This window comes from Kitasatospora brasiliensis (assembly GCF_032654805.1).
GTDB classification, from domain to species: Bacteria; Actinomycetota; Actinomycetes; order Streptomycetales; family Streptomycetaceae; genus Kitasatospora; species Kitasatospora brasiliensis.
Genome location: NZ_JAUOOW010000009.1, coordinates 322,441 through 348,014 on the forward strand (window position 1 = coordinate 322,441; position 25,574 = coordinate 348,014).

Genomic DNA, 25,574 nt, shown 5'->3' on the forward strand with positions numbered 1-25,574 from the left:
GTGATGTCCCGGATCGGGGCCCGCTTCGCCTGGAACGAGAACCGAACGAACGGTCTGTTCCGGAGGGGAGGTTCCGTCGGATCGTCAGGACGCCTGGGGCCCGTCAGGACGCCTGGGGCCCGTCGGGGTCGCGGCCGGGCTCGTCCAGCGGCCAGAGGTCGCGGTCGCGGACGTGATCGTAAACGGGCAGTTCGTCGGCCAGCACGTCGAAGTGGATCAGCGGGGCCCACAGGGCGCGGTCGCCGACGACGTAGAGGCGGCGTTTGGCGCGGCTGGCGGCCACGTTGAGGAGGTGCGGGGTGCCGGCCGCCCAGGCGCGGGCGCCGGGGCGGCCGGCCCCGAGCAGGAGGATCACGACGTCGGCCTCCTTGCCCTGGGCCTTGTGCACGGTGGCACAGCGTTCGTCCAGGTGCTCGGCGGTCCAGCCGGGGAACGTACGGCAAGTGTGGCGGGCTTCGGCGACGAGGGCGCGGAACGGGGCGATGATGCGCACGCGTTCCACGGCGACGCCGTGCCGGTCGAGTTGGCGCAGCAGGAAGGTGAGGGCGCGGCGGTCGCGCTCGCCCCAGGGGGCGTCGGCGGCGCGGTCCGGGTCGGGGGTGTCCAGCCAGCGGCTGGGGAGCAGGCCTCCGCGGTCCTGGTCGGGGAAGGGCTGGGGGTGGGTGCCGTAGACCATCAGGCCGCCGTACGCGACCTCGTTGCTGACGGTGAACATCGGCTCCTCGCAGCGGCGGTGCACGCGCAGCGGCGAGCCGACCCAGACGGTGTCCTGCTCGGCGCCGGTAGGGGCGGGCAGGTAGGTGCCGTAGCGGTTGACCCGGTCGGCGACGGCCTGGGCGGAGGTGGCCGAGGGCAGCCACTCCTCGTCGACGCCGTGGGCGAGCAGCAGTCGGCGCTGGAGGGCGGTGGGCATGGTGACGACGGGTTCGAGCTGGAGCGGGTCGCCGACGAGGACGGCCCGGCGGGCGCGCCACAGCGCACCGACGGCGGCCTGCGGGGTGGCCTGGCCGGCTTCGTCGACGAGGACCCAGCCGATGGAGCCGCGGCCGAGGCGGGCGAACATGCTGCCGATGGAGGAGAAGGTGGTGGAGACGACGGGGACGAGCAGGAAGAGGGTCTGCCAGGCGTGCAGGACCTGCTCGTCGGGGACGGGCCCGGCGGTCCCGGACATGAGTTCCACCAGGACCAGGAGGTTGCCGCGGATCCGCAGGGCGGCGTTGGCGACGAACGCGCGGTGGAGGTCGAGGGCGCGCAGGAACAGGTCGCTGCGGGCGGTGCTCCAGGCCTCGTCGGACCAGGGGGCGCCGAGTTCCTGCTCGTGGTCGTCGAGGTCGAGCCAGTCGAGCGGCAGCGAGGGCAGGGAGCCGGCGGCGGTGCGGAGGGTGCGGTGGACGGCGTCGAGTTCGGCGGTGGCGCGCTCCAGCTCGCTCCAGGCGGCCTGGGCTTCGTGCCGGGCCTGTTCGAGGTCCGCGCGGGCGGCGGACTGGGCGACGCGGGCGGCGTCCTCGTGGTCGCGGGCGCGGGTGGCGGCTTCGGCGGCCTCGGTGACGGCGGCGGCGGAGCGGGTGTGCAGTTCGGTGGCGAGGCTCTCGGCGTGCACGCAGCGGGCGATGTGGTCCTGGGCCTCCTCCAGGGCGGTGCGCTGCTGGACGAGCCGGCTGAGGAGTTCGGTCCGGGTCTGGTCGCGGTGCTGTTCGGCGGCCTGGCGGTCGGCACCGCTCTGGAGCAGGCGGCGCAGCCCGGAGCGCAGGCCCGGCTGGGCGGCGGGCGGCTCGGCGTGCAGGCTGGTCAGCACGTCGACCTGTCGGCGGTGCTGGTCGGCGCGTTCGCGGGCGACGGCCAGGGTCGCCCGGGCGTCGGCGAGGGCCTCGCGGGCCCGGGGGACGCGCTCGATCGCGGACCGGTGGGCGGCTTCGGCGGCGAGGGTGGCGCTGCCGGCGGTCTCGATGGCCGGGCCGGCGGCGGCGAGGCGGGCCTCGGCGGCCACCGCGCGGTCGTCGGCGCGGGCGATGGCGGCGCGCAGGGCGTCCAGCCGGGGGGCGACCCGGGCCGACCGGGTGTCCGCCAGGGCGGCGGCGAGGCGGGTGCGTTCGGCGCGCAGGCGCTCGACCTCGGCCTGGGCGGACTGGAAGGCGGCGACGGCCTCCGGCCAGGAGGGGACCGGCTGGGCGGGACCCGCGGGGGCCTGGGTCTCGGTGGCCGGGCGGCGGTCGCCCGAGGCGGGGGCGGGCCGGGGCGTACGGGGCGGGATCCAGTCGCCGAGGACGGCGTACATGCCGCGCAGCGACGGCAGCCCGGCTTCGGTGCGGGCGTCGGTCTCGGCCTCGGGCAGGCGGCCCCACCAGAAGCGCTCGGCGAACTTCGTCCGGTTGGTCTTGTTGCCGAGCACGGCGGCGACCAGCCCCCAGGCGGGCGCGCCGCCGAGGAGGGCGGAGGCGAGGTCGGAGAAGTGGTCGGGGCCGTCGTGCCAGTGCTCGTCGAGGGCGTCGGCGCCGGGCAGTTCGGCGGTGATGTTCTCCACGGCGCCGTTGTTGGAGGAGGTCACCAGGATCTCGCGGCCGGTGAGCTTCGGGTCGAGGCCGAGACGAAGCGCGCGTGGACGCCCTGGCGGTCCTTGCCGCGCCAGGCACGGCCGACGAACGCGTCCTCGGGCCGCCGGTAGTCGGCCAGCACGGCGGCGCGTTCGACCACGAGGGCGGCGACCAGGTCGCGCAGCATGGTGGTCTTGCCGGTGCCGGGCGGGCCGTTGACGGAGAACAGGCCGCCGTCGTCGGTGTTGGCGGCGGCCTTGGCGGCCGCGCCTTCGGCTGCGGCGCGGTCGGCTCCGGCCCGGTGAGCTGCGGTGCGATCGGCTGCGGCGCCTTCGGCTCTCGCCCGGTCGGCTCCGGCCCGGTCGGCTCCGGCCCGGTCGGCGAGCATGCGGTTGACGGCGAACTGCTGGCTGAGCGCGAGCGGGTACCGCGCCTTGGCGGGCCAGCGCCCGGCCGGGACGAGGGCCGGGTCGACGCCTTCGAGGACGGTGAGGCGGTCCTCGCGCAGATCGGTGCGGGCGCCGACGGGAATGTCCCGGCGGTCGGTCAGGTACGCCTCCAGGGCCGGACCGAGGCCCCCTCCCCGGCCGTCCTCCAACGCGGCCCGGACCCGGGCGAGGTCGGGCGGCAGCAGGCTGTTCAGGAACGGCTGGGCGGCGACGGGCTTGGCCTTCGGGTCGCGCGGGCGGTACACCAGCCGGCTCTGCACCCGGATCACGCGCGGGTCGAGATGCTCCTCGACGCCGCAGAGGTGGGCGATCTGGGCCGTCAGGGCGACCAGGTCGGCGAGCGCGACCGGGCGCGGGCCGCTCCCGTCCTGCGGCGGTCCGACCGGTGACGGCGCGTCGACCTGCGGTTCCGGTCCCGCGGGCGCGGCCCCCGGGTCCGCGGCGGAGTCCCACTCCGGGCAGCGCTCCGCCACCCAGTCGGCGACCCGCCGCACCAGCGGGTCCGCCGCCTCCTGCATGGCCGCCCCGGCGGCCTCGCCGAACAGTGCCGCGACCGCCGCCACCGCCGCGCTGCCGAGGATCTCCGCGAGCAACTCACGCCAGTCGCGGCCTGCCGGCCCCTCCGGTACGGGCACCAGGTCCGACGCGGCGCCCGCCACCGGCGCGTACGGGATCGGCGTGGCGGTCAGCCGCCCCACCGCCTCCTCGAACGCCACGCCCAGCGCCTCGAAGCCGTCCAGCCAGCCGGGCGCCGACGGCCCCGGGTCGAAGAGCCGGCCCGTCGCCCAGGCACACGCGGAGACCACCGAGGTGTCCTGCACCGGCCGGCCGTGCTCGTCCAGGACCAGCGCGAACAGCGCGCTCTTCCCCGACAGCACCAGCTCCTCGTCCGGCACCCCCGGATCCGGGTCGGTACCGGCGGGCAGCACGGCGATCATCGCCCGGCGCAGCAGCTCCAGCTCGAAGACGCCGCCGTACACCTCGTGCCGCCACACCATCCCCTTCGGTGCCCGCCACGCCGCCGTCTCCGGGTGCTCCGGCGCCCACGGCAGAACCGGCGCGGCCTCGCCGCCGACCGGGGTCACGTCGACGACGACCGGCTCCGACGCCCGGGGGCGCCCGGCGCGGCGCTTGCGCGGCACCTCCGGGATCGACGGCGGGCCGAACAGCTCGATCGCCCGCCAGCACTCCAGCAGGTCAACCACCCGCCGGTCCTGCCCGTCACCGCTGCGCACCGCGTCGCCCCCTGTGTCGAACCCGCGGCACCGAGCCTCTTCGTGTGCCGATCAACCGGCGGCAGAATCTACCGGACGGCGGGCGGGCCGAGTGCCGGGGGTCGGCTCCGCCCGTGGGGTGACACCGGCTCTGCGGCACCCGGCCCCGACCAGGCGCGTTCAGGGTGTGAGCAGGGGGCCGAAGATCTCCTGACCGATCTGCCCGGCGTCGGCCCCGTCGATGACCCGGCCGCGGATCTCCGGGTGCTCGCTCGCCCAGACGTCGGCGTTCATCGGGTCGGCGAAGAAGTTCAGCGCCTCGCAGCAGATGTCGGCCGCGGGCCCGCCTCCGGGCCGGTGCCCGAGGAAGACCACCGCGCCGGCCGGCTCCCAGCGCAAGGTGCCGTCGGTCGAGGTGACGGTGACGGGGGCGCCGCTCACCGGGTCGGTGGAGGAGATCACCGCGTCCTGGCCGAGCATGACCGGGATGCCCAGGGCGTCGGCGGCGCACATCGACCACACCGCCACCCCGCTGTCCAGGCGGACCCGGTGTCGGGTGGGAACGGCGGAGAAGGGGTAGGCGGCCCGGATCCGGCCCGCCTCGTCCAGGGTGAGGAAGTCCTCGTCGGCCAGCTCGGCGAGCACCTCGCCGGCGTTCCGGCCGGCGGCGGCCGCCACCGGCTGGAGCCGCGCCGCGTCGGGGGCGGAGCCGGTGGCGGCGAAGTGGCGCAGGACCTCCTGGTGCACGGCGCGCAGGCCGCGCTCGGCGGGGGCACGGCGTCCACGGCCGCCTCGGCCGACGATGTCCAGGGCGTCCGGGGCGATCGCGGCGCCCGGGGCCTCCGGGGCGACCGGCACAGCCGGGGCGCAGCAGTCCGACACCGCACCGATGCCGTGCGGCGGTGCGGCGTTCCCGGCCAGGGCCTGGCGCAGGGCGGCCTCGTCCGGCACCCCGGACACGGTGCCTTCGGCGCCGCGGTAGAGGCGGCACGACAGGCTCGGCACCGCTCCGGGCGGCGCGAACGGGTCGGTACCGTCGATCAGGATCGTCGGCGAGCCGTACATGCCCAGCCGGACGGCCTCGGCGTCGTCGGCCACCTCGACCAGCTCCACCTCGGCTTCCCGTCCGTCCAGCGCGGCGGTCACCAGGTCCAGCGCGGGCCTCGCGTTGGGGCAGTCCGCCACCGTCAGCACCGTGATCCGCATCCGCCCACTCCTCCGGTCCGTCGTTCGATTCCTGCGCCCGAGGCTAGACCTTCCAGCGCACTGGAAGGTCAAGGGCTAGCCTGGGGGCATGCGCATCGGGCATCTCGCCGCCCGCACCGGGCTGACGACCAAGACCATCCGCTTCTACGAGGACAGCGGCCTGCTGCCCCCGCCGCCACGCACCGCGGGCGGCTACCGCGACTACCCCGACGCGGCCGTGACCCGGCTCGCGTTCGTCCGTGACGCCCAGCGCGCCGGCCTCACCCTCGCCGAGATCCGCTCGGTCCTCACCCTGCGCGACGACGGCCACGCCCCCTGCGGCCACATCACCGGCCTCATTCACGAGCACCTCACCGACATCGAGCGGCGGATGGCCGACCTCGCCGCCACCCGGGACGCGCTGCGCCGCCTCGCGGACCGCGCCGCCACCACCGATCCGGCCGCCTGCGGCGCGGATGACATCTGCACCATCGTCAACCCCGCGAAGCCGTAGGCCTCGGCAACCCCTGGTCCACCACGGGTTCGCTCGATCAGGGGGGCGCGTGCGCACCGGCGCGCCGGTGCGGGGTGCACGCCGCGTGATCGAGCGAGCACGGTTACCGGCAGTATGTGCGCGGATACGGTTGTCATATGACGCACCCTCGATTCCGCCGTCTTGTCATCCGCACGGTCGGGGCCCTGGTGCTCCTGGCCGCCCCCCTCGGCGCACAGGCCGCCTCCGCGGACAGCCCGGCCGGGGACCGCAGAGCCATCATCACCGCCCTGAGTGGTGCCGACCGCGACGCGCTCCAGCAGGCGGTGGACGCCCAGCTCGCCGCGAGCAGGGGCGGAAAGCAGACCGCGGCCAACGAGGTCAGCTACCCGGACGGCGCGGTGGTGGTGCTCCCCCTGCCCGGACAGTCGCAGGCGCCGCAGTGGAGCGGCGACCACAGCCGCCGCGGCGTCCGGGGCCCCGACTGGAAGCACTGCCCATCGCCGATCACCGAGCCGTCGTACTACTGCTTCTACTCCGAGAAGAGCTGGGGCGGCCGCCGGATCCAGTTCAACCTGTTCCATGAGGAATCGGCCATCTACTTCGCCGACTACGGGTTCCGCGACCAGGCCAGCAGCTGGGTGAACACCGCCCGCGGCCTGGTGGTGATCGTGGACAACGACCCGGGCGACGGCCAGTGGCAGCTGCTCTGGCGGGAACCTCCGGAGTCGCTGTCCGCCTCGGTCGCCGCTGACGACATGGCCGACCGGTTCTGGGCCGTACGGCAGTAGCTACCGGCCCGCGGCCGGCGGCGAGACGGCGCCGGTGGCGACCGGCTCCGGCGTGACCATGATGTAGGTCGGCGCCGGAGCGGTCTCCCGGGAGTCCGCCGCGTACCAGCCGGCACCGAACGCGATGATGCCGAGCAGAAGGCCGCCGAGGATCAGGGTGACGATGTGCTGTTTCATGGGCCCAGGGTAGGGTTCCGGCGGCCAACTACCTTGCAGCCACGGCCTGCTGAGTCATCGGGCGTCAAGCCGGATTGACGGCCCGGCGGTGGGGTCAGTCGTCGGTGCCGCCCTTGGGCCGGTCGGTGCCGCCCTTGGGCCGGTCGGTGCCGAGTTCGGCGGCGTAGTCGGCGAAGGACTCGTCGAGAATCTCGGTCCACCGGGCTGGTTCGCCTTCGAGGTGGCCCGCGACGGTCCGGCGGGCCTCATCGAGGCTGCCGCCGAGCAGTTCGCGGGTGACGACCAGGCTGTTGTTCGGGAACACGTGGCGTCGGGACATCCACCGTTGGACCGCTGCCATGCCGTCGCATGCCAGCACCCCCCGCAGTTCCTCGGTCAACGGAGCCAGCCACTGGGCGCGCAGGGCGTACTCGCCGCGGTCGGCGAAGGTCGGGTGGAGGGCGGCCAGCAGCTGGGCCGGGTACTCCTCGACCGGCCCGACGAACTGCGGGTAGTCCTTGGCGAATCCGTCCCAGTCGACCTCGATCCCGGCGATCTGCTCCGGCAGGAGCGGGTAGCGCGACCAGCTCTCGTCGGCCTGGGCGAAGACCTGCCGCAGCAGCTCGTAGGGGACCTCGGCGGTGCGCGAGAGCAGGATCGCGTCGTAGAGGTCCTTGCCCTGCGGGTGGTTGTCCGAGACCAGCCAGAGGATCTTCCAGGCGAGGGAGAGCTGCGGGGTGGCCGCGAGCAGCGGGCCGCTGACACCGGGGAGCCGGTAGGACTCGGGCGGGACGGGCAGGTGCTCGGTGAAGACGAAGTCCAGCTGGACGGTGCCGCCCGGGACGCCCGACGCCGACCACGGCAGGACGAGCCGGCGCCCGGGAATCCTGCTGTACGTCCAGATCTCGTCGCTGAGCGCCTGGTCGGCATGGAACCGCACCGTGCCCGAGAGGCGTTCGGCGCCGGCGGCGAGTTCCTGGAGCATGCGATCGGTGCGCTCGTCCTCCAGCTGCCAGTCCACCGGGCGGACCACGAAGTCCAGGTCGCCCGGCTCCCGTGCCTGCTCGCCGTACCAGGCCCGCAGCAGAATGCTGCCGCGCAGCACCAGGTGCTCGGCCCAGGGCGAGTCGGCGACGGCGGACAGGACGGTGTTCAGCGCCTCGCGCCGGGCGGCGAGCCAGCGTTCGGCGAGCCGCGGGTCGGTGAAGGCCGGCTCGCTGGGACGCAGGGCCCGGCCGTAGCCGGCCAGGGCGGGGTCGAAGACCGGCTGCTGGCTGACCGCCTCGTCGTCGATCGGACGGATGCTCCTGGGCAGGTCCTGCTCCTCGCGCACCTCCTCCGACGGCGGCTGCTTGGGCAGCACGACGCTGTGCCACGGCCCCCATTGCAGGTTCTCCCACTCCAGCGGGGGCTGGGTCTGGGTCTGGTCTTCGGTCATCTCTGCTCTCCCTCTCCGTTCGGCCGGGCGCCGTGTCCTTGCCCGTGCTCGGTAATCCAGCCCGCGTCCAGCGCCTCGTCGCTGTCCACCACGACGAACTCCCGCTCCACCGACACCACTTCGCGGCCGTCGGCGGTGAGGCCACCCAGCAGCGCCTCCAGGCGGCGGCCCGCGGTGTCCAGGCCGACCAGGCGGCACCGCTGGGTCACGAACCACTCGCACCGGCCGTCCTCGCGCACCCGGCGCGGATTGCGCGACAGGTGTGCGTCGTGCCGGACGACCAGCTCGGTGAGGGCGGCGAGGCGGGCGGGGTCGGCGGCGTCCGCCCGGTCCGCCCGGTCCGCCAGGGCCGTCCCCGGTGTCGGGCCCGGTGTCGGGCCCGGAAGCAGCAGCTTGACGTGGTGTTCGAAGTACCGGCCGCCCCCGTGCGGCACGGCGTCCGCGTCCGATACGGGGACGCCCTGCGCCCACGGCGTGGCCTCGATCTTCGCCCGCAGGACCGCGAACCCGGCCCGGGCCAGCCGGTCCGCCGTCCGGGACGTGGCCGTGGCGACCTCCTCCAGCGTGCCGTCGACGCGCAGGGTCAGCATCGGCTGCGAGGGCACCGCACCGCGCGCCAGCAGGATCTGGGTGAACTTCAGGCCCTCGCGTTCCGCCCAGGCGGCCAGCGCCCCGGCGGCACCGGCCTCCACGGTCAGGTGCACCTCGAAGTCACCCCGGACGTCGGGCGGGGCGGGCCGGTCGTCGCGGCGCAGGTCAGGACTGGTGTCGAGCATGGTGATCATCCTGCCAAGCCCCTCTGACAACGCCGTCGGCACCCGGCCCCCGTCCGGCCGGAAGGGGCGTCAAGCGGGCAGCACGGCCACGGCCTCCACCTCCACCAGCTGGTCGTGGTAGCCGAGCACCGTGACGCCGAGCAGGGTGCTCGGGGCGTCGTGCTCCCCCAGGTACTCGCGGTAGACGCTCCACACCTTCCCCAGGTCCGCCTGGTTGCCGGAGGCCACGTAGACGGTGGTCCTGACGATGTCGGTGAGCGCCGCGCCGCTGTCCTCCAGCGTGGTTATCAGGTTCCGCATCACCTGGTGGGCCTGTCCCTCGAAGTCGCCGACGGCGACCGTACGGCCCTGCTCGTCGAGCGGGCAGGCGCCGGCCAGCCAGAGCGAGCGGACCGGTGCGTCGACCTCCGCGGCGTAGGCGTAGTCGACCGCGCTGGTCAGCCGCGTGTCGCGGATCAGCTTGACGGCGCTGCTCATGTGGTCCTCCAGTGGCCCGACCGAACGTTCGCGCCCATCGTTGGGCGTTCCCGAACGACCGTCAAACCATTTACCGGCACAGGCCTTTCCGTTTCAGGGCCGGGGTGTCCGCGATTCATCAATCCGGGTGATGGCGGCCCACCCCGCCAGGGCGGAATCCTGGTGCCTGCGCGCCCGGCCGCCCCGCGTGCGCGCCCGACCGACCTCGCCACCTCACCCGGGAGCCACCGCCATGGAAACTCAACCGTCCGGCCCCGACCACACCTCCGGAGTCCGCCGGCGCCGCATGCTCGGCCTCGCCCTCGGGGCGGGCCTTGTCCCGGCGCTCGGGCCGGCCGCCCAGGCCGCCTCCGACCCGGCATCCGAAACGGCGCCCGAGACGGTCCGGACGCTTCCCGCCGCCGCGCTGGGCCGCCGGGTCGCCGCCGTGGCCGCGAGCCAGCTCGGCGTGCCGTACGCCTGGGGCGGCGGCGACCGGATGGGCGCCAGTCTGGGCTTCTGCGACGCGGACAACGGCTGGCTGAACGGCGTCTGCATGGGCGAGAAGACGGTCGGCTTCGATTGCAGCGGCCTGTCGCTCTACTGCTGGTACCGGGCCAGCCACGGCACCGTCGAACTCGGTCACTACACCGGCGCGCAGTTCAACCTGAGCGCCCCCGTGGCCCGCGACGCGCTCGCCCCGGGCGACCTGCTGTTCTTCTCCCGCCCGGACGCCCCGCTCCACCACGTCGGGATCTACGTCGGCGAGGGCGCGATGATCCACGCCGAGCACACCGGCACCCTGGTCGCCCGGCTGGAGAACGTGCTCGACGTCCCGCGCTGGGCGGCCGAGTTCGCCGGCGCCCGCCGCCCTGGGCCCGCCGCCGGCTGACCGGAGCCCCCACCCGCCGGCCCGCACTCGGTCACGGGCCGCCGCGCCGCTCCCCCATCCCCCGGTGCACCCGCAGCAGCAGCTCCTGCAACACCTGCCGCTCCCCCGCGTCCAGCGGCGCCAGCACCTCGTCCTGTACCGCCCGCGCCTGCGCGTCCAGTTCGGCGAGCAGCGCCCGTCCGGCCTCGGTGACCGAGACCGAGACCCGCCGCCGGTCGGCCTGGTCCCTGGCCCGCTGGACGTACCCGGCGGCGGCCAGCTGGTCGGCGACCTTCGCCAGGTCGCTCGGGTCGATGGCCAGCCGCGCCGCCAGGTCCCGCTGGGCCTGCGGGCCGAAGTCGGCGAGCGCGGCCAGCACCGCCATGTCCCAGAGCCGCAGGCCGCGTTCGGCCAGCCGTTCGGCGAACCGGCCGCGCGCCGTCTTGCCGACCCGGGAGAGCAGGTAGGTGCTGAGGTCCAGCAGGGTCGGGGGGAGGTCGGCGGCTGGGTGCGGGTTCTCGGAGGCCATGGCCGCAGTCTAGGGTCCTGCCTATAGTGGGTACCAACCCACTAATTACCTCACCGCCAGGAGCCCGCCCGTGGACGCCCTGTACCCCCGCCTGCTCGCCTCCCGCTTCGCCGAGTGCTTCGGCTTCTACCGCGCCGTCCTGCCGCCGCTCACCGGCGCCGTCCTGGTCAAGGGCGCGCCCGAGGGCCCGTACGCCAACTGGGACGTGGCCGGCCAGGCCGTCCTGGTGCTCTACGACCGCTCCGCGATGGCCGCCACCCTCGGCACCACCGAACTGCCCGTCACCGCGCCCGCGCAGGACGCCACGATGCTGGTCTTCCGGGTGGCCGACGTGGACGCCGCCCTCGTCCTCTGCCTGCGCCACGGCGGCACCCCGGCCGCCCCGGCCACCGACCGCCCAGAGTGGGGACCGAACCTGCGCACCGCCCATCTGCGCGACCCGGACGGCCATCTGATCGAGCTCCAGTCCTACTGACCGGCTCGCGCCGCACGGCTCCCCTCGTGCGACGCGTCCGGCCGGCAGGACGCCCGCCCGGCTACTCCATCGGCGGCGAGGAACGCTCCGGCGACCACCCGGCGGCATCAAGGCCGCCCTCCGCCCGGGCGAACCCGGGGACCCGGAAGTCCGACGAGCAGGCCCGCCCCAGGGCCGCCGAGGCGGCGTCGGCACCCGGCACGTGCCCGAGCACGGCCGCGCAGTACTGGACGGCTGGGCCGGGCAGCGGGCGGAGCCCCGCCGAGCCGGCCGGGGCGGCGGCCACCACCCCGGCAAGGGCGAGACAGCCGGCCAGGGCGGGAGCGGCGAGGCCGCGTGGGAAGCGCATCGGGTACCTCCGGTACGGGTGGGGGCAGCGGCAGCCGTGGACTCGGCCGTCCGGCCCATTCGACGGGCGGCCGCCGCCCGCGACCCGGCCGACACACCGCGCGGCGCACTAGTCGTACGGACGCCGTCGGCGTGTCGGCTCGGCCTCCTCGGCCCTCGGGGTCCTCAGCACTCGGCCTCCTCAGTCCTCGGCGCCCTCAGCCCACAGCCGCGCGTCGCACGCCGCCACCAGCGCCCCGATCCGCGCCCACGCCTCCTCGGCCGGCAGCGGTGGCAATCGCCGTCCGTCCCGCAGCCGCAGCGCGACCCGGTCGTCCACCGCCTCCCTGGCCCCGATCACCGCCTGGTACGGCACCAACCGGGCCGCGCGGATCCGGGCGCCCAGGGTGCCGTGCTCGGGCCCGGCGACCTCGGCGCGCAGCCCGAGGTCCAGACAGCGCTGCCGCAGCCGCTCGGCCTGCGGCAGTTCGGCCTCGGAGACGGGCAGCAGCACCGCCTGGACGGGCGCCAGCCAGGCTGGGAACGAGCCGCCGTACAGCTCGATCAGGTGGGCCACCACGCGCTCGACACTGCCGATCACGCTGCGGTGCACCATCACCGGGCGGTGCTTGGCGCCGTCCGGGCCGACGTAGTGCAGGTTGAACCGCTCCGGCTGGTGGAAGTCGATCTGGACGGTGGAGAGGGTGAACTCGCGCCCGGCGCCGTCGGCGATCTGCACGTCGATCTTGGGCCCGTAGAACGCGGCCTCGCCCCCCACCGCCTCGAACGGCACCCCGGAGCGTTCCAGTACCTCGGTGAGCAGCGCGACGGCGCGCTCCCAAAGGGCCGGGTCGGCCACGTACTTGCCGCCCGCGCCGGGCAGCGAGAGGCGGTAGCGGACCGGGACCACGCCCAGCGCCCGGTGTGCCTCGCGGATCAACTCCAGTGCGGCGACGGCCTCGTCGGCCGCCTGCTCCGGGGTGCAGAAGATGTGCGCGTCGTTCAGCTGGATCGCCCGCACCCTGGTCAGCCCGCCCAGCACCCCGGACAGCTCGGAGCGGTACATGCCACCCAACTCGGCCATGCGCAGCGGGAGTTCCCGGTAGCTGTGGGAGCGGGAGCGGTAGATCAACGCGTGGTGGGGGCAGAGGCTGGGGCGTAGCACCATCTCCTCGGAGCCCAGTTCCATGGGTGGGAACATGTCGTCGCGGTAGTGCGCCCAGTGCCCGGAGATCTCGTACAGTTCCCGTTTGCCGAGTACCGGGGAGTAGACGTGGCGGTAGCCGGCCCGGCGCTCGCGGCCGCGGATGAACTCCTCCAGGGAGTGCCGGATCGCGGCGCCGTCGGGCAGCCAGTACGGCAGGCCGGAGCCCATCAGCGGATCGGTGTCGAAGAGGTCGAGTTCACGGCCGAGCTTGCGGTGGTCGTGCACGGGGACGGTCATGGGGGGTGGTCTCCACTCGGGTCGGCGGGCGAGTGGGTCCGGGAACGGCGAAGCCCCGGGGCACTCGCCCCGGGGTTTCGGACTAGGTCAGCAGTCAGCGCGCCGGGACTCTCTCCGGCGTCGTCGTGGCGAGTGCAGCGCGCTTCATGCGTTCCACGGTAGCAGCTCCGCTCCCGGGTCGGTCGAGCTTTCCCTGGACCGTCGGTCGGCTACAGCAGGGTGAGGCAGCCGCGTGCGGCCAGCGCCGCCAGCCGCGGGTCCGACGGCCGCACGTCGTTCCACCGCAGGTCCAGCTTCTCCAGCGCGGGCAGCGCGCCCGGTTCGGCCAGCCAGTCGGGCAGTTCGGTGATCCGGTTGCCGCGCAGGTCGAGGCGGCGCAGCAGCGGGAGCCCGGCGAGCGCGGCGGGGATCCCGGTGAGGGCGTTGTCCCGCAGTTCCAGCTCGCGCAGCTCGACGAGCCGGCCGAAGGAGTCCGGCAGCGCGGTCAACTGGTTGCCACGAAGCCAGAGTTCGCGCAGCGCGCCGAGTTCGCCGATTGACTCCGGCAGCGCGGTGAGCCGGTTGTGCTGTGCGCGCAGCTCGATCAGCGAGGACAACGCTCCGATGTTGGAGGGGAGTTCGGCGATCCGGTTCTCGCCGACGTTGACGTAGCGCAGCGCGGTGAGTCGCCCGATCGCCTCGGGCAGGGCGGTCAGGGCGTTGTCGTGCAGGTAGAGGAAGTCCCGGAGCCCCGTGAGCTCGAAGAGTTCGTCCGGCAGCGCGGCGAGCTGGTTGTGTCCGAGGTCGATGGTCCGCAGCTTGGTCAACCGGCCGATTCCGGAGGGGAGTTCACGGATTCCGGTGTCGGCGAGGATGAGCACGGTCAGCTCGGTGCGATCCCAGACCTCGGCCGGGATCTCGTCGAGCGGTCGCCGCCAGAGGTTGAGCGTCACGTCCGCTGCATCGGTCACGTCCGCCGCATCGGTCGCGCCCGTCGCATCGGTCGCGTCCGTCGTATCGGTCAGGCCCGCTGCCCGTTCCGTCGGCGCGTCCGGCCCGATCCGGAACTCCGCCAGCCGTTGGCCGTACCACCGGTCGGTCAGCCCGGCACTGGTCATCCCGAGGCGCCGGCAGACCGCCGCCGACCGGGCGTTGTCCGGGTTCAGCACGGCGCGGATCTCGGTCAGGCCGTCGGCGAAGCCCTTGGCCAGGACGGCCCGGGCGGCCTCGGTGGCGATGCCCTGGCCCCAGCTGTCGGGGTGGAGGTGCCAGCCGACCTCGATCTCGCCGTCCCCGTCCGGCAGCGGCACCAGCAGGATCGTCCCGACGATCGTTCCGGTGTCGCGCCGCTCGATCGCCCAGGCGCCGTAGCGCGGATCGGTGGAGCGCTTCCGGCAGCGTTCGATGAACGCCCGGGCCTCCTCGGGCTCGGCCATCGCGCGCGAGGTCCGGCCGATCCAACGGGCGACCTCCCAGCGGGAGTAGATGTCGAAGGCGCGGTCCTGGTCGTCCATGGTCCAGTGCCGCACCACCAGCCGTTCGGTGGTCAGCACCACGTCCGGGCCCGGTTCCGTTGTTCCTGCCATGGCGCGCATCCTCTCCGACCGCGGGTGAATGCCTCACCGTACGCATCCGGACCGCCGGACGGAAAACCCACGGACGTGCTCCGGGGCGTCCGCGCGGACGCCCCGGAGCCGCGGGTCAGCCGAACAGCCCGGCCACCGCCCGCGGCGCCCCCGGCGCACCGCCCGGCCGCCGGCCGGTGCCGCAGAAGGCCTGCTCCAGGAAGTCGGCCTCGGCCCCCAGCTGCGCCATGATCTGCGTCAGGTCGCCGCGCGGGGTGACGGACAGCGCGACCTGCCGGTCGCCCGAGCTCCACAGCTGGGTGCCGTAGCCGTACACCGAGCCGTCGTGCCCGTAGACCGGGCCGCAGGAGAGCTGCCAGCCGGCCATCCCCAGGCCGTAGCCCAGCCCGGTGGGCGCGCCGTCGACCTCGATCGGGGTCGTCGCGGTCATCTGCTTCAGCAGCGCCGGCGGCAGCAGCCGGCCGTCCAGCAGGGCCTTCACGAAGCGGTTCAGGTCGCTCAGGGTGGAGATCAGTTCGCCGGCCGCGTTCGCCCAGGTGACGCTGGCGACGGTCACGTCCCGGTCGCTGCGGTCCGCCGGGCCGGGGCCTTCGGGCACCGTCCAGTAGCCGTGGGCGTGCGGGCCCCGGATCCCGGTGGCCGTCCCGGGGAAGTAGGTGGAGTCCAGGCCGAGCGGGCGCAGGATGCGCGCGGTGACCTCCTGGGCGTAGCCGTGCCCGGTCACCTTCTCGATGATCATGCCGAGCAGGGTGAAGTTGACGTTGGAGTAGCCGAACCTGCTGCCGGGCGGGAAGTCGGGGGCGTGCGCCACCGAGGCGGCGACCACCTGGCCCGGGGTGATGGCGCGGGTGAGGCCGCCCTGGTCGAGCCAGTTGCGGACCTCCGCCGGGTCGGTCGGGTCGGGGAACAGCCCGCCCCTCGCCTTGGTAGGGTCCCTGAGTCCGGAGCTGTGGTCGAGCAGCTGACGGACGGTGATGCGGCCACCGTTCGGGACCAGTCCGGGCAGGTACCGTTCGATCGGGTCGTCCAGGCCGATCCGCCCCTCCCCGACCAGCTGGAGCACGGTGGTGGCGGTGAACATCTTGGTGACGCTGCCGGCCCGGAACCGTCCGTCGGTGCGGACCGGCGCGCCGGTGGCCAGATCGGAGACGCCCGAGGAGCCGCGCCAGACCCCGCCGCCACTCCCGTCCGCGCCCCTGACCTCGGCGATCGCTCCGACCGCGCCTGCGCCGGTCAGCGCCCGCAGGGCCGCCTCCCGCGGGTCGGCGGCGCCCGGTCGCCCGACGGCAGCCTCGACGGCACCCGCCGAGACCACCGGTCCGGCCAGTGCCAGACAGACCGCCCCGACCAGCGCGGTAACCGTACGACGTGCCATGCGACCCACCTTCGCCGTCGGCGAGCAGTCCCTCGCCCTCGACGCCCAGCCTCGCCGCCCCGCTGACGGTCGGCCATCCCCCGCCGGGAGGAACCGGTGGTCCACCGACCAACGGAGGGCCTCCGCCGAAAGACGGAGACCCTCCGACGCGACAGCTACCGGACCGGCGCCGGACGGACCGGGTGCTTGCTGAGGATCGACACCCGGTTGAACGCGTTGATGGCGATCGCCACCCAGACCACGGCGGAGATCTCCGCCTCGCTCAGCACCTCGCGCGCGATGGCGTACGCCGACTCCTGCAAGCCCGCGTCGGCCGGGGCGGTGGTCGCCTCGGCCAGTCCGAGGGCGGCGCGCTCACGGTCGGTGAACACCTCGGTGTCACGCCAGGCGGGCAGCACGCCCAGCCGCTGGGTGGTCTCGCCCTCGCGGATCGCGGCCCTGGTGTGCACGTGCAGGCAGTAGGCGCAGCCGTTGATCTGCGACACCCGGAGGTTGACCAGCTCCACCAGCCGGCGGTCCAGCCCGGCCTCCGCCGCGACCTCGCGGGTCGCCTCGGCGGTGGCCAGCAGCGCCTGGTACGCCTTGGGGCTCGCCTTGTCGATGAACACCCGCCGGTCCACGGGGACCACCGTCACATCACTCACCTGCACTCCTTAGGCTGGTCGCACTGTCGCCCGTCACTCTGCCATGACATGATAGTTGAAGATAGAACTAATTGATACCCGGGAGGGACCACAACCGTGAGCACCGCCGAGACCGACGCCGTCGACCTGCCCGCCCCCGCCCCGCGGGTGGAGGTACTGCCCGCTCGGGACGTCCCGCTCGGCGGACCGCGCGCGATGACCGTACGCCGCACCCTGCCCCAGCGCTCCCGCACCATGATCGGCGCCTGGTGCTTCGTCGACCACTACGGACCCGACGACGTCGCGAGCACCGGCGGCATGGACGTCGCCCCGCACCCCCACACCGGCCTCCAGACCGTGAGCTGGCTGTTCACCGGCGAGATCGAACACCGCGACAGCCTCGGCGTGCACGCGTACGTCCGGCCGGGCGAGGTCAACCTGATGACCTCCGGCCACGGCATCGCCCACTCCGAGGTCTCCACCCCGGCCACCACCGTCCTGCACGGCGTACAGCTGTGGGTCGCCCTGCCCGAGGAGCACCGCCACACCGGACGCGACTTCCACCACCACGCACCCGCCCCGATCACCCTCGGCGGCGGCGAGGCGCGGGTCTTCCTCGGCACCCTCGCCGGCGACACCTCCCCCGTCCCCACCTTCACCCCGCTACTCGGCGCCGAACTCATCCTGCACCCCCAGGCCACCGCCACCCTCGACGTCGACCCCGCCTTCGAACACGGCCTCCTGGTCGACAGCGGCGAGGTCCGCTTCGCCGGCACCCCGCTGCGCCCCGCCGAACTCGGCTACCTCGCCCCCGGCCACCGCACGATCACCCTCACCAACACCGCCGACACCAACGCCCGCCTGGTCCTCCTCGGCGGCACGCCCTTCGAGGAGCAGATCGTCATGTGGTGGAACTTCATCGGGCGCACCCACGAGGACATCGTCCAGGCCCGGGAGGAGTGGCAGGCCGCCGCCGACCGCTTCGGCGCCGTCGAAGGCTACCCCGGCGACCGCCTCCCCGCCCCGGAGCTCCCCGGCCTGCCCCTGAAGCCGCGCGGAAACGTGCGCTGACCCGCATGTCAGGCAATCGGGGGTGTGGTGGCCCGCGCCATCACACCCCCGCCCCGAAGTGCACCTGCGCTCACCTCGAAGCGCCCCCGTCGGCACACGCTTCCGCACTCGACGCATGACACGGTTCGACCATCCGCGACAGCGCCCGACAGGACCAATGCTGACCCAATGCCGAGTTTGCTGACGGACCATCAGAACCGACCGGGACGCTCCCGAAGTCCGGGAAGTCATCGTCGGGTGCCGCCGCGAGAACCAACGAACGCCCTGGCGCGCCCCCTCGCCGGCTGCCGAAGGACGGTCACCGCCGGACTGGGGCAGGCCGGTATCGAGCTTCGGCACGGGGGCGCTCGTCGTGTAGCACCCGCGTTCGCCTCCGACAGACGTCCCAAACTACGTAAACCGGCCACCGGCAAGGAACCATGGACGCCTTCGACAAGGAAGGGCTCCTCATGGCCCTCGCCGTCACCGCCCCCTCCGTTCCCGGGCTCGTTCCGGGTGGTCGCGTCGAGCAGCGGACGTGGCTTGTCGGCGCGGGCAGCCCCTACCTGATCAGCGACTTCCTGGCCCTCCACCGGTGGAGCTGGGTCACCGACCTGCGCGGCAGCATCCACGCCTCGTCGCGTTGCTGACAGCTGTAGTTGACATGTAGTGCCGATTGTTGTCACCAAGATCGACAACGCCTTCGCCAGGTTCGCCGAGCGGCTGTCCTGTCGCACTGCAGTTGGCGGATTCTCACTCGATCTCATCCGTGTTCGGGTGGTTTGGTCTCACTTCGTGGGCTGCGTTCTCATCGTTCCTGTCACGGTCGCTTGCGGCATGTACGCGAGGGCCGGAGGTACCGATGGACCCGGGGTTGGTCGATGTCGAGTGGGTTGGTGAGGACGGTCGTGGGTTGCGGAAGTCGGCTCTGACGGCAGCGGCCCGGGTCGCCTTCGAGTCGGTGCCCCCGGTGCGGCGGTTCTCGTCGTACCGGGGGCAGCGGCACTTCCCGGGCTGGTACTGGGCGGCGACCATGGGCTCACTGGTGGGGTTCGAGTCGTGGCTGGAGCGGGACCGGCTGATGCTGCTCGATCACGACCGGCACGTGGCCGGCCTCGCCTCACAGCCGTTCCGAGTCACATGGTGGGGGGCGACGCGGCGGATCTCGCATACGCCCGACTACTTCGCGCGGCTGGTGGACGGGGCGGGACTGGTGGTCGACGTCCGGCCGGCACATCGGGTGAAACCGGAGGACGCGGAGAAGTTCTCGGCGACCGAGGCGATGTGTCGGGCGATCGGCTGCTGGACGTATGCGCTGGTGCACGAGCCCGAGCCGGTGGTGATGGCGAACATTCGCTGGTTGTCGGGCTACCGGCATCCCCGTTACCGGGTCGGCGACGTCGTCGACCGGCTGCGGGATGTCTTCGGCCGGCCACGGATGCTGGTGGAGGGGGCCAGTGCCGCAGGCGACCCGCTGGTGGTGCTGCCGACGCTGTTCCATCTGCTGTGGTGCGGCGACCTGAGCACCGAGCTGACGGTCCCGTTGGACGATGGTTCGCTCGTCAACGGCGCGGAGGCGAGCCGTGGTTGAGCTGGCACCGAGAGGGGTGCTGCGAGTCGGGGACCGGATCCGCTTCGAGGGCCGGACGAGGCAGATCGTGGGCTTGGAGGGAACGGTCCTGAGACTGGTCGGGGAAGACGGGGAGGTGGGTCTGATGGCGGCGGGTCACGTGATGGCCGCCGATGACTTCGAACTCCTAGACCGCGGGCCGGACGCGGTTCCTGCGGCAACGCTGCCTCCGTTCGCGCTGGTGGACGCCCTGCCCGAGGCGGCGGTCGAACAGGCACGGTTCTGGGAACGGCACGTGGTGGAGGTGGTGACCGGCCTGCCGCCGGACGCGGAAGAGGGCGCATCTGCGCGGCCGGAGTATGACCCGGCATGGCGGACGCTGGTGGAACGCGAGGCCGCCAAGGTCGCCGAGTTGACGGCCGCCGGGCAGCAGATCAGCAAGCGGACCTTCCTGCGGATGCGGCAACGCTATGAGGCCGAGGGCTTGTGGGGTCTGGTGGATGGCCGGTCCCGGAAGCCTCCCGCACCGGTCCCGGGCACGGGCCGGGTGGACGAGCGCATCGTGGACGCGGTCACCCAGGCTCTGGCCGGACAGACGGACCTGTCCACCGGCGACCGCAAGCGCGTGATGATGCAGACCCAGCAGATCCTCGCCGACCGGCATGGCGAAGGAGAGGTCGAGCTGCCGAAGCGGGCGACCTTCTACCGGCTCGTCAACGGCTTGGCCAAGGCCAACGACGCCTTCGGATCTGCGACGGTCCGGCGCCAGCGGATTCTCCGGCCGACTGGACCGTTCACTCCGTCCACAGCCGCCCGGCCGGGCGAGATCGTGCAGGTCGACTCGACCCGGCTGGACGTGATGGCCGTGCTGGACGACGGGGTGGTGGCCCGGCCGGAGATGACCATCGCGGTCGATGTGACGACACGCACGATCTGCGCGGCCCTGCTGAGGCCGGCAGGCACGAAGGGTGTCGACGCGGCGGTGCTGCTGGCGAGGATGCTGGTGCCGGAGCCGATGCGGCCTGGCTGGAGCCAGAGGTTGGCGATGGCGGACTCGATCCTGCCGCACCAGCGGCTGATGGCGGTGGACAAGCGGCTGGAGTTCGCCGCGGCCAAGCCGGTGATCGTGCCGGACACCATCGTCATCGACCACGGCAAGGTCTTCGTCTCGGAGACCTTCTCCTCGGCGTGCTCGCTGCTGGGGATCTCGCTGCAACCCGCGCGTCCCCGGACGCCGACGGACAAGGCGATCGTGGAGCGGACGTTCGCGTCGATCAACTCGCTGTTCTGCCAGTACGTCGCGGGTTACACCGGCTCTGACGTCACCCGCCGCGGCAGTGACCCGGCAGCCGAGGCGGTCTGGACTCTAGCCCAGCTCCAGGACCTGCTGGACGAGTGGATCATCTGCTGGCAGCAGCGGCCGCATGAGGGTCTGCGCAATCCCTACATGCCGGGCCGGGTTTTGTCTCCGAACGAGTCGTACGCCATCGCCGTCGCCCGCGCCGGCTACCTGCCCGTCGCGTTGTCGGATCACGACTACATCGAGCTGTTGCCAGCCGTCTGGCGGGCCGTCAACGACTACGGCGTCAAGGTCGACTACCGGACCTACGACAGCCCTGAACTCAACCGGCTGCGGCGCCAGCCGTCCGGCGTCAAGGCCAAGCAGGACCTCTGGGAAGTCCACTACGACCCCTACGATGTCTCCCGCGTCTGGGTACGTCGAAGCGACACCCGGCAGTGGATCGAGGCCACGTGGACCCATCTGCCCATGGTCCGGGCGCCGTTCGCGGACTTCACCTGGCGCCACGCTCGTCAACTCCTCGCCGAGCAAGGCCACGACGACACCAGCGAGACCGCGATCGCGCGTGTCCTCGCGCGGCTTCTCCGTCATGCCGGGAAACCACCGGCCGGTTCCGAGCGGGTGATCGCCCGCAACCGGGCCGCCGCCGAAGCAGCCGCGCCACTCGAGCTGGTTCCCGCGCCTGCGGTCGGTGTCGATGACCCGGAAGAGGCCGACGAAGCGGCCTCGGTCACGCCGTTCGGTGTCTTCAACCCGCTCGAAGAACAAGGAAGGCCCTTGTGGTGACCCCACTTGCCGACCACGACGACGACCACAATCCGCTGACCACCAAGGACGGCTGGAAGCGGTTCGTCGACGACGCCCCCACCTGCCCGCAGATGCTCTCGCTCAAGGACTTCAAGGCCCTCGACGAGGAGAACCTGCTCGCCTACAACGAGCCCCGGCTCGACTACCACTCCCGACTCGTGATCGTGGCCACCCCTACCGTCCGCGACGTGTTCACCACCGGGCGGCGGCTGGTCCTGCTCAACCGGCATCAGATCTCAGGCCGCCGCGGCCTGATCGTCACCGGCCAGGCCGGAACCGGGAAGACCACCGCCATCGCCCAGCTGGGCCGCAACCACGAACTCCTGGTCCGCAAGCGACTCGGCCCGGTCGCTGCCGGGCGGCTGCCGGTCGTCTACGTCACCGTCCCTCCCCGGGCCACCCCGAAGATGCTCGCCATCGAGTTCGCCCGGTTCCTGGGCATCCCGGTCTTCCGCCAGGAGACGCAGACGTCCATCACCAACGCGGTCTGCGACCTGCTGATCAAGATGCGCGTCGAACTCGCCCTGGTCGACGAGATCCACAACCTCAATCTCGCTACCCAGGCCGGAGCCGAAGCCTCCGACCAGCTCAAATACCTCTCCGAGCGCATCCCCGCCACCTTCGTACTGGCTGGCATCGACGTCGCCGCCAGCGGTCTGTTCAGCGGAGTGCGTGGACAGCAGATCGCTGGCCGCTACACCGTCACCGACACCGAGCCGTTCGCCTACGGCACAGGCGCACAGCGCCAGAACTGGCGCAACCTGGTCGCCTCCCTCGAAGACGCCCTACGGCTCCACCGGCACAAGCCCGGCAGCCTGGTGAAACTCGACGGCTATCTCCACGAGCGCACCGCCGGCGCGATCGGAAGTCTCTCCCAGCTGATCCGCGGCGCCTCCATCGAGGCCATCATCAGCGGCAGCGAGGCCATCACCCGCAAGACCCTCGACACCATCGAAGTCGATCAGGCCGCCGAGCACTCTCGCGTCGAACGGCGCCGGGCCCGCAGCCCCCGCCGCCGGAGGGCAGATGCCGACGCGGCGTGATCCCCTCCATTCCCTGCCCGTCGCTCCCGGCCCCGTCCAGGGCGAGACCCTCGGTTCCTACCTGCACCGCCTGGCCGTCGCTAACAACCGAGCCGCCGGCCGCCTCGTCCAGCTCCTCGGGCCGCTGCCTTCAGAGTTCTCGCCACTCACCGACAGCACGGCTGGCTGGACACCCGAGTCCCCGAACCTGCTGTCCGCCCTGGTCAATCGCCCGGCGGCCCGACTCGCCAGGGCGCTTCCCGCGCTCGCCGACTTCCTCGATCCCCAACCCGCCTCGCCCCGGCCTGAACACGTGATCGGCCGGCTCTGCCGCTGCTGCACGGCCCGCCGCAGCCCGTCGGCCACCATCGTGATCGTCCGCGCGCCCGCTCACCGGCACCTCTGCCCGCGTCATGAGCGGTGGACCCGCTCCACGCACGACATCCCGCTCAGCTCCCTGCCCGAGGTCCTCCAGGCCCAGCGCCGCCTGGACCTGCTCGCTCGTCGTCACGACCGCGGGATGCAGCAGGCTCTCGATCTCGCTTGGAAGATCATCGACGAGTGGTCCGCCGGCGGCATGCCGCTCGACCTCGGGCGGGAGTGGACCCGCCGCCTCGACCACATCGAAGCCCACCCCGTCGGCAAGAAGATCCCTTTCGAGGACCGCCACCGTCTCGCGGCCTTCCCCGAGATCGCGGTGTTGGCGGAGCTGATCCTCAACCCGCCGACGGACACCATCGATCCACGAGAGCTCTACCTGGCGGCGACCGCCGAGCTCAGCCGACGGTTCGCGCGGATCTACACCGCCATCGGTGTCCACGACCCGCTCTACCAGAACGTCTGCAGATCTCGCGCGTTCCAGACGCCCAGTTGATCAACCCTCGGACTCAGGACGCGCTCGCTCCCATGATCCCTCGAACTCGTCGCGGCCGATCGCCATAGCCACATACTGCGGATCATGAAGATCGAACGGCGGGTTGAACGGCCAGTCCTCGACGCCCGTCTTGACCGCACCACCGTCAGCGCCGATCTCAACTTGCCGCAGCCGTCGTCCATCCGGCCCGAGCTCCATCAGGAAGACCTCGCCCTCCTCGCCCCCCGGCCAGCGCAAGTAGACACGGTTCCGCCCTACCAGGACACCGAATCCAGGCTGGCCATGCTGGGCAGCCCTCTGCGCGCGGAGGCTGGACAGCGGATTCGGATCCGGAGCGTCAAGGTGGACCTCCTCCAAGCCCCACGTCTCGGCACGTCTCACGGCGTCCGGGTCCGTGATCACCTCAACTTCGGCGCAGGAACTGACGATCTCCTCGGCAGAAGATGCCCACACCCACCACCACAGACCTCCCATGCCATAGTCATGAAGGACCAGATAGCGCGTCTTCCCGACCTCATCCGTTTGGCTCACAGCCCGTGAGCCTACGTTGCTCCTATCGCAGACCACGTTCCTCCTGACGGTCCTGCGACGACGCGGGCGGCAGACCACCTCCGGATTCCGCAGAAGCCAGATGCACTGAGAATCCTGCGTCGAGCGTTCTCACTCGACCTGGCAGCCCTGCAGCTCAGCACAAGATCCACAGACAAGCTCAACGCGACAGGACAGCGGCTTACATCGATGAGCAGCTCCACCTCAGGTGCGCGGGCCGAGTCTTCGGATTGTTCCGTTTCAACTGTCGATCTGCCGGCGCATCAACTATGGCATGTCCACGCCAAACCTTGGCGCCCGTTGCACCGACGCCCGCATCGAGCGCGCCGCGACGCACGCGGAGCGCTGGTCGGACCACGCCCCTGTGACAGCGGTCTTCGACTCGCCCTGAGCCCGAAGTCCTGTACCGCAGGCCCGGACCGATGACGGTCCGGGCCTGCGGTCGTTCCAAATCTGCCCGAACGAACGGACCGCCCCCGAGGCCTGAAGGCCTCGGGGGCGGTCCGCGTTCTCACCGACTGAGCGGTGATGCTCCGGGTGGTGCTACATGAACCAGGGGTGGCCCTCCTCCGGCGGGCACTCCGACACCGTGATGCACAGGTCGACCGGCGGGCTGACGACCAGCTGGCCCTGCGGGTCCCGGGCCGTCGCCTTCGCGGTGTTGGTCACGTGTCCGGCCTTCGCGTCCTCCTCCGTCACCACGTACGTGCCGTGGCACGTCGTGCTCTGACCGGGTTCGAGGGTCGTGGTGTCGCAGGTCACCGGCGCCACCCGGTCGTCACGGACAGCCACATCCGTCAGGACCGTCTGCCCGGTGTTCGTCACCGTGTAGGTGTACGTCACCGTGTCGCCCGGATGGGCGTCGCCCTGTACGTCGGCCTGCTTCGTGATCGACAGCGGCGACTCGCCCGGGCACAGCTCCACCGTCACCGAGGTCGGCGGGCTGTGCACCGGCCGACCGTCGGGGTCGGTGCCGTTGGCGTGAGCCGTGTTGGTCACGTGCCCGGCTGCGACGTCGGCCTCCGTGATGACGTAGCTGCCGTGGCACGTCGTGCTCTGGCCGGGGGCCAGAGACGTGGCAGCACAGGTCACCGAAGCGACGTGGTCGTCCGTCACCGACACGTTGTTGATGGCCACGGTGCCCGTGTTGGTGACCGTGTAGGTGTACGTCACCGTGTCACCCAGGTTGAACGGACCAGCACTGTCAGCCCGCTTCACGATCGACAGCCGCGCTTCACCGGCCACCGGAACGGTGACCTCGTCCGGCGGGCTCTGCACCGGACGGCCCTCGGGGTCGGTGCCGTTCGCGTGAGCCGTGTTGGTTACGTGCCCGGCCGTGACGTCAGCCGCGGTGATGACGTAGCTGCCGTGGCAGAGCGTGCTCTGGCCGGGGGCCAGAGACGTGGCAGCACAGGTCACCGAGGTGACGCGGTTGTCGGTCACCGACACGTTGTTGACAGCGGCGGTGCCGGTGTTGGTGACGGTGTAGGTGTACGACACGGTGTCACCGAGGTGGAACGGGCCGGCACTGTCGGCCCGCTTCTCGATCGACAGCCGCGCTTCACCGGCCACCGGAACGGTGACCTCGTCCGGCGGGCTCTGGACCGGACGGCCCTCGGGGTCGGTGCCGTTGGCGTGGGCCGTGTTGGTCACGTGCCCGGCCGTGACGTCAGCCGCGGTGATGACGTAGCTGCCGTGGCAGAG

Annotated in this window: 25 protein-coding genes; 10 read left to right on the top strand and 15 right to left on the bottom strand. The window is 72.5% G+C overall.

The annotated features are described in order from the left end of the window. Positions 1–103: 103 nt before the first annotated feature. The 3 genes from QWJ13_RS31480 to QWJ13_RS31490 all read right to left on the bottom strand — a co-directional run bounded on the left by QWJ13_RS31480 (position 104) and on the right by QWJ13_RS31490 (position 5,400). Positions 104–2,545, bottom strand: coding sequence for a DEAD/DEAH box helicase (locus QWJ13_RS31480; protein WP_316528855.1), 2,442 nt, complete (start codon positions 2,543–2,545; stop codon positions 104–106). Further along, positions 2,542–4,185 carry a hypothetical protein gene (locus QWJ13_RS31485; RefSeq protein ID WP_316528856.1) on the bottom strand — a complete coding sequence of 548 codons (1,644 nt, stop codon included), beginning with the start codon at positions 4,183–4,185 and terminating at the stop codon, positions 2,542–2,544. Before QWJ13_RS31485 ends, QWJ13_RS31480 begins: the two co-directional genes overlap by 4 nt. A gap of 189 nt (positions 4,186–4,374) precedes the next feature. Then, positions 4,375–5,400: an alkylmercury lyase family protein gene (locus QWJ13_RS31490; RefSeq protein WP_316528858.1), complete on the bottom strand. Its 1,026-nt coding sequence runs from the start codon at positions 5,398–5,400 to the stop codon at positions 4,375–4,377. Between the two features lie 88 nt (positions 5,401–5,488). On the opposite strand from QWJ13_RS31490, the gene QWJ13_RS31495 reads away from it, so the two are divergent. Continuing rightward, a complete protein-coding gene (locus QWJ13_RS31495; RefSeq protein ID WP_316528860.1) occupies positions 5,489–5,893 on the top strand; it encodes a heavy metal-responsive transcriptional regulator in 405 nt (134 codons plus the stop codon). A 137-nt stretch (positions 5,894–6,030) separates the two neighbouring features. Next, positions 6,031–6,663, top strand: coding sequence for a peptidase inhibitor family I36 protein (locus QWJ13_RS31500; protein ID WP_316528862.1), 633 nt, complete (start codon positions 6,031–6,033; stop codon positions 6,661–6,663). Here QWJ13_RS31500 and QWJ13_RS31505 read toward each other — a convergent pair whose 3' ends face one another. The 4 genes from QWJ13_RS31505 to QWJ13_RS31520 form a co-directional block, all read right to left on the bottom strand. Further along, positions 6,664–6,840, bottom strand: coding sequence for a hypothetical protein (locus QWJ13_RS31505; RefSeq protein ID WP_316528864.1), 177 nt, complete (start codon positions 6,838–6,840; stop codon positions 6,664–6,666). Between the two features lie 94 nt (positions 6,841–6,934). Beyond that, a complete protein-coding gene (locus QWJ13_RS31510) occupies positions 6,935–8,257 on the bottom strand; it encodes a nucleotidyl transferase AbiEii/AbiGii toxin family protein (RefSeq protein WP_316528866.1) in 1,323 nt (440 codons plus the stop codon). Further along, positions 8,254–9,033 carry a hypothetical protein gene (locus QWJ13_RS31515; protein WP_316528867.1) on the bottom strand — a complete coding sequence of 260 codons (780 nt, stop codon included), beginning with the start codon at positions 9,031–9,033 and terminating at the stop codon, positions 8,254–8,256. The genes QWJ13_RS31510 and QWJ13_RS31515 overlap by 4 nt, the downstream gene beginning before the upstream one ends. A 69-nt stretch (positions 9,034–9,102) precedes the next feature. Next, a complete protein-coding gene (locus QWJ13_RS31520) occupies positions 9,103–9,510 on the bottom strand; it encodes a RidA family protein (RefSeq protein ID WP_316528868.1) in 408 nt (135 codons plus the stop codon). A 232-nt stretch (positions 9,511–9,742) separates the two neighbouring features. On the opposite strand from QWJ13_RS31520, the gene QWJ13_RS31525 reads away from it, so the two are divergent. Further along, positions 9,743–10,381 carry a C40 family peptidase gene (locus tag QWJ13_RS31525; protein WP_316528869.1) on the top strand — a complete coding sequence of 213 codons (639 nt, stop codon included), beginning with the start codon at positions 9,743–9,745 and terminating at the stop codon, positions 10,379–10,381. 31 nt (positions 10,382–10,412) lie between these two features. Here QWJ13_RS31525 and QWJ13_RS31530 read toward each other — a convergent pair whose 3' ends face one another. Next, positions 10,413–10,889, bottom strand: a complete 477-nt coding sequence (locus tag QWJ13_RS31530) for a MarR family winged helix-turn-helix transcriptional regulator (RefSeq protein WP_316528870.1) — start codon at positions 10,887–10,889, stop codon at positions 10,413–10,415. A gap of 70 nt (positions 10,890–10,959) precedes the next feature. On the opposite strand from QWJ13_RS31530, the gene QWJ13_RS31535 reads away from it, so the two are divergent. After that, positions 10,960–11,364: a VOC family protein gene (locus QWJ13_RS31535; protein WP_316528872.1), complete on the top strand. Its 405-nt coding sequence runs from the start codon at positions 10,960–10,962 to the stop codon at positions 11,362–11,364. Between the two features lie 61 nt (positions 11,365–11,425). On the opposite strand, the gene QWJ13_RS31540 is transcribed toward QWJ13_RS31535, so the two are convergent. The 5 genes from QWJ13_RS31540 to QWJ13_RS31560 form a co-directional block, all read right to left on the bottom strand. Next, positions 11,426–11,713: a hypothetical protein gene (locus QWJ13_RS31540; protein WP_316528874.1), complete on the bottom strand. Its 288-nt coding sequence runs from the start codon at positions 11,711–11,713 to the stop codon at positions 11,426–11,428. Between the two features lie 180 nt (positions 11,714–11,893). Next, a complete protein-coding gene (gene thrS / locus QWJ13_RS31545; protein ID WP_316528897.1) occupies positions 11,894–13,123 on the bottom strand; it encodes a threonine--tRNA ligase in 1,230 nt (409 codons plus the stop codon). 221 nt (positions 13,124–13,344) lie between these two features. Continuing rightward, entirely contained in the window at positions 13,345–14,700 is a 1,356-nt protein-coding gene (locus tag QWJ13_RS31550; protein ID WP_316528876.1) for a GNAT family N-acetyltransferase, read from the bottom strand. Positions 14,701–14,815: 115 nt separating this feature from the next. Beyond that, positions 14,816–16,075 carry a serine hydrolase domain-containing protein gene (locus tag QWJ13_RS31555; RefSeq protein WP_316528878.1) on the bottom strand — a complete coding sequence of 420 codons (1,260 nt, stop codon included), beginning with the start codon at positions 16,073–16,075 and terminating at the stop codon, positions 14,816–14,818. A gap of 155 nt (positions 16,076–16,230) precedes the next feature. Beyond that, the gene (locus QWJ13_RS31560) at positions 16,231–16,719 is read right to left on the bottom strand and encodes a carboxymuconolactone decarboxylase family protein (RefSeq protein WP_316528880.1); all 489 of its coding nucleotides are present in this window, start codon (positions 16,717–16,719) and stop codon (positions 16,231–16,233) included. Between the two features lie 96 nt (positions 16,720–16,815). Here QWJ13_RS31560 and QWJ13_RS31565 point away from each other — a divergent pair, with 96 nt between their 5' ends. The 6 genes from QWJ13_RS31565 to QWJ13_RS31590 all read left to right on the top strand — a co-directional run bounded on the left by QWJ13_RS31565 (position 16,816) and on the right by QWJ13_RS31590 (position 23,321). Next, the gene (locus QWJ13_RS31565) at positions 16,816–17,769 is read left to right on the top strand and encodes a pirin family protein (protein WP_316528882.1); all 954 of its coding nucleotides are present in this window, start codon (positions 16,816–16,818) and stop codon (positions 17,767–17,769) included. A 419-nt stretch (positions 17,770–18,188) separates the two neighbouring features. After that, positions 18,189–18,398, top strand: coding sequence for a hypothetical protein (locus tag QWJ13_RS31570; RefSeq protein WP_316528883.1), 210 nt, complete (start codon positions 18,189–18,191; stop codon positions 18,396–18,398). Between the two features lie 224 nt (positions 18,399–18,622). Continuing rightward, the gene (locus QWJ13_RS31575; RefSeq protein ID WP_316528884.1) at positions 18,623–19,339 is read left to right on the top strand and encodes a TnsA-like heteromeric transposase endonuclease subunit; all 717 of its coding nucleotides are present in this window, start codon (positions 18,623–18,625) and stop codon (positions 19,337–19,339) included. Next, positions 19,332–21,404, top strand: coding sequence for a TnsB C-terminal domain-containing protein (locus tag QWJ13_RS31580; RefSeq protein ID WP_316528885.1), 2,073 nt, complete (start codon positions 19,332–19,334; stop codon positions 21,402–21,404). Before QWJ13_RS31575 ends, QWJ13_RS31580 begins: the two co-directional genes overlap by 8 nt. After that, positions 21,398–22,468: an ATP-binding protein gene (locus QWJ13_RS31585; RefSeq protein ID WP_316528887.1), complete on the top strand. Its 1,071-nt coding sequence runs from the start codon at positions 21,398–21,400 to the stop codon at positions 22,466–22,468. The genes QWJ13_RS31580 and QWJ13_RS31585 overlap by 7 nt, the downstream gene beginning before the upstream one ends. Further along, positions 22,452–23,321 carry a TniQ family protein gene (locus QWJ13_RS31590; protein WP_316528889.1) on the top strand — a complete coding sequence of 290 codons (870 nt, stop codon included), beginning with the start codon at positions 22,452–22,454 and terminating at the stop codon, positions 23,319–23,321. Before QWJ13_RS31585 ends, QWJ13_RS31590 begins: the two co-directional genes overlap by 17 nt. On the opposite strand, the gene QWJ13_RS31595 is transcribed toward QWJ13_RS31590, so the two are convergent. Together QWJ13_RS31595 and QWJ13_RS31605 are read right to left on the bottom strand one after the other, a co-directional pair. Beyond that, on the bottom strand, positions 23,322–23,852 hold the full coding sequence (locus QWJ13_RS31595; RefSeq protein ID WP_316528890.1) for a hypothetical protein: 531 nt from the start codon (positions 23,850–23,852) through the stop codon (positions 23,322–23,324). It lies immediately after the preceding gene. A 561-nt stretch (positions 23,853–24,413) separates the two neighbouring features. Further along, on the bottom strand, positions 24,414–25,574 hold a 1,161-nt coding region (locus tag QWJ13_RS31605), incomplete at its 5' end, for a DUF7507 domain-containing protein (protein ID WP_432277635.1).

What these genes read in the sequence shown, in the direction of transcription:
- QWJ13_RS31500 (WP_316528862.1), top strand. Translation starts at nt 6,031, where the DNA reads ATGACGCACCCTCGATTCCGCCGTCTTGTCATCCGCACGGTCGGGGCC.
- QWJ13_RS31525 (WP_316528869.1), top strand. Translation starts at nt 9,743, where the DNA reads ATGGAAACTCAACCGTCCGGCCCCGACCACACCTCCGGAGTCCGCCGG.
- QWJ13_RS31555 (WP_316528878.1), bottom strand. Translation starts at nt 16,075, where the DNA reads ATGGCACGTCGTACGGTTACCGCGCTGGTCGGGGCGGTCTGTCTGGCA.
- QWJ13_RS31505 (WP_316528864.1), bottom strand. Translation starts at nt 6,840, where the DNA reads ATGAAACAGCACATCGTCACCCTGATCCTCGGCGGCCTTCTGCTCGGC.
- QWJ13_RS31550 (WP_316528876.1), bottom strand. Translation starts at nt 14,700, where the DNA reads ATGGCAGGAACAACGGAACCGGGCCCGGACGTGGTGCTGACCACCGAA.
- QWJ13_RS31510 (WP_316528866.1), bottom strand. Translation starts at nt 8,257, where the DNA reads ATGACCGAAGACCAGACCCAGACCCAGCCCCCGCTGGAGTGGGAGAAC.
- QWJ13_RS31495 (WP_316528860.1), top strand. Translation starts at nt 5,489, where the DNA reads ATGCGCATCGGGCATCTCGCCGCCCGCACCGGGCTGACGACCAAGACC.
- QWJ13_RS31570 (WP_316528883.1), top strand. Translation starts at nt 18,189, where the DNA reads ATGGACGCCTTCGACAAGGAAGGGCTCCTCATGGCCCTCGCCGTCACC.
- QWJ13_RS31515 (WP_316528867.1), bottom strand. Translation starts at nt 9,033, where the DNA reads ATGCTCGACACCAGTCCTGACCTGCGCCGCGACGACCGGCCCGCCCCG.
- QWJ13_RS31490 (WP_316528858.1), bottom strand. Translation starts at nt 5,400, where the DNA reads ATGCGGATCACGGTGCTGACGGTGGCGGACTGCCCCAACGCGAGGCCC.
- QWJ13_RS31540 (WP_316528874.1), bottom strand. Translation starts at nt 11,713, where the DNA reads ATGCGCTTCCCACGCGGCCTCGCCGCTCCCGCCCTGGCCGGCTGTCTC.
- QWJ13_RS31590 (WP_316528889.1), top strand. Translation starts at nt 22,452, where the DNA reads ATGCCGACGCGGCGTGATCCCCTCCATTCCCTGCCCGTCGCTCCCGGC.
- QWJ13_RS31530 (WP_316528870.1), bottom strand. Translation starts at nt 10,889, where the DNA reads ATGGCCTCCGAGAACCCGCACCCAGCCGCCGACCTCCCCCCGACCCTG.
- QWJ13_RS31520 (WP_316528868.1), bottom strand. Translation starts at nt 9,510, where the DNA reads ATGAGCAGCGCCGTCAAGCTGATCCGCGACACGCGGCTGACCAGCGCG.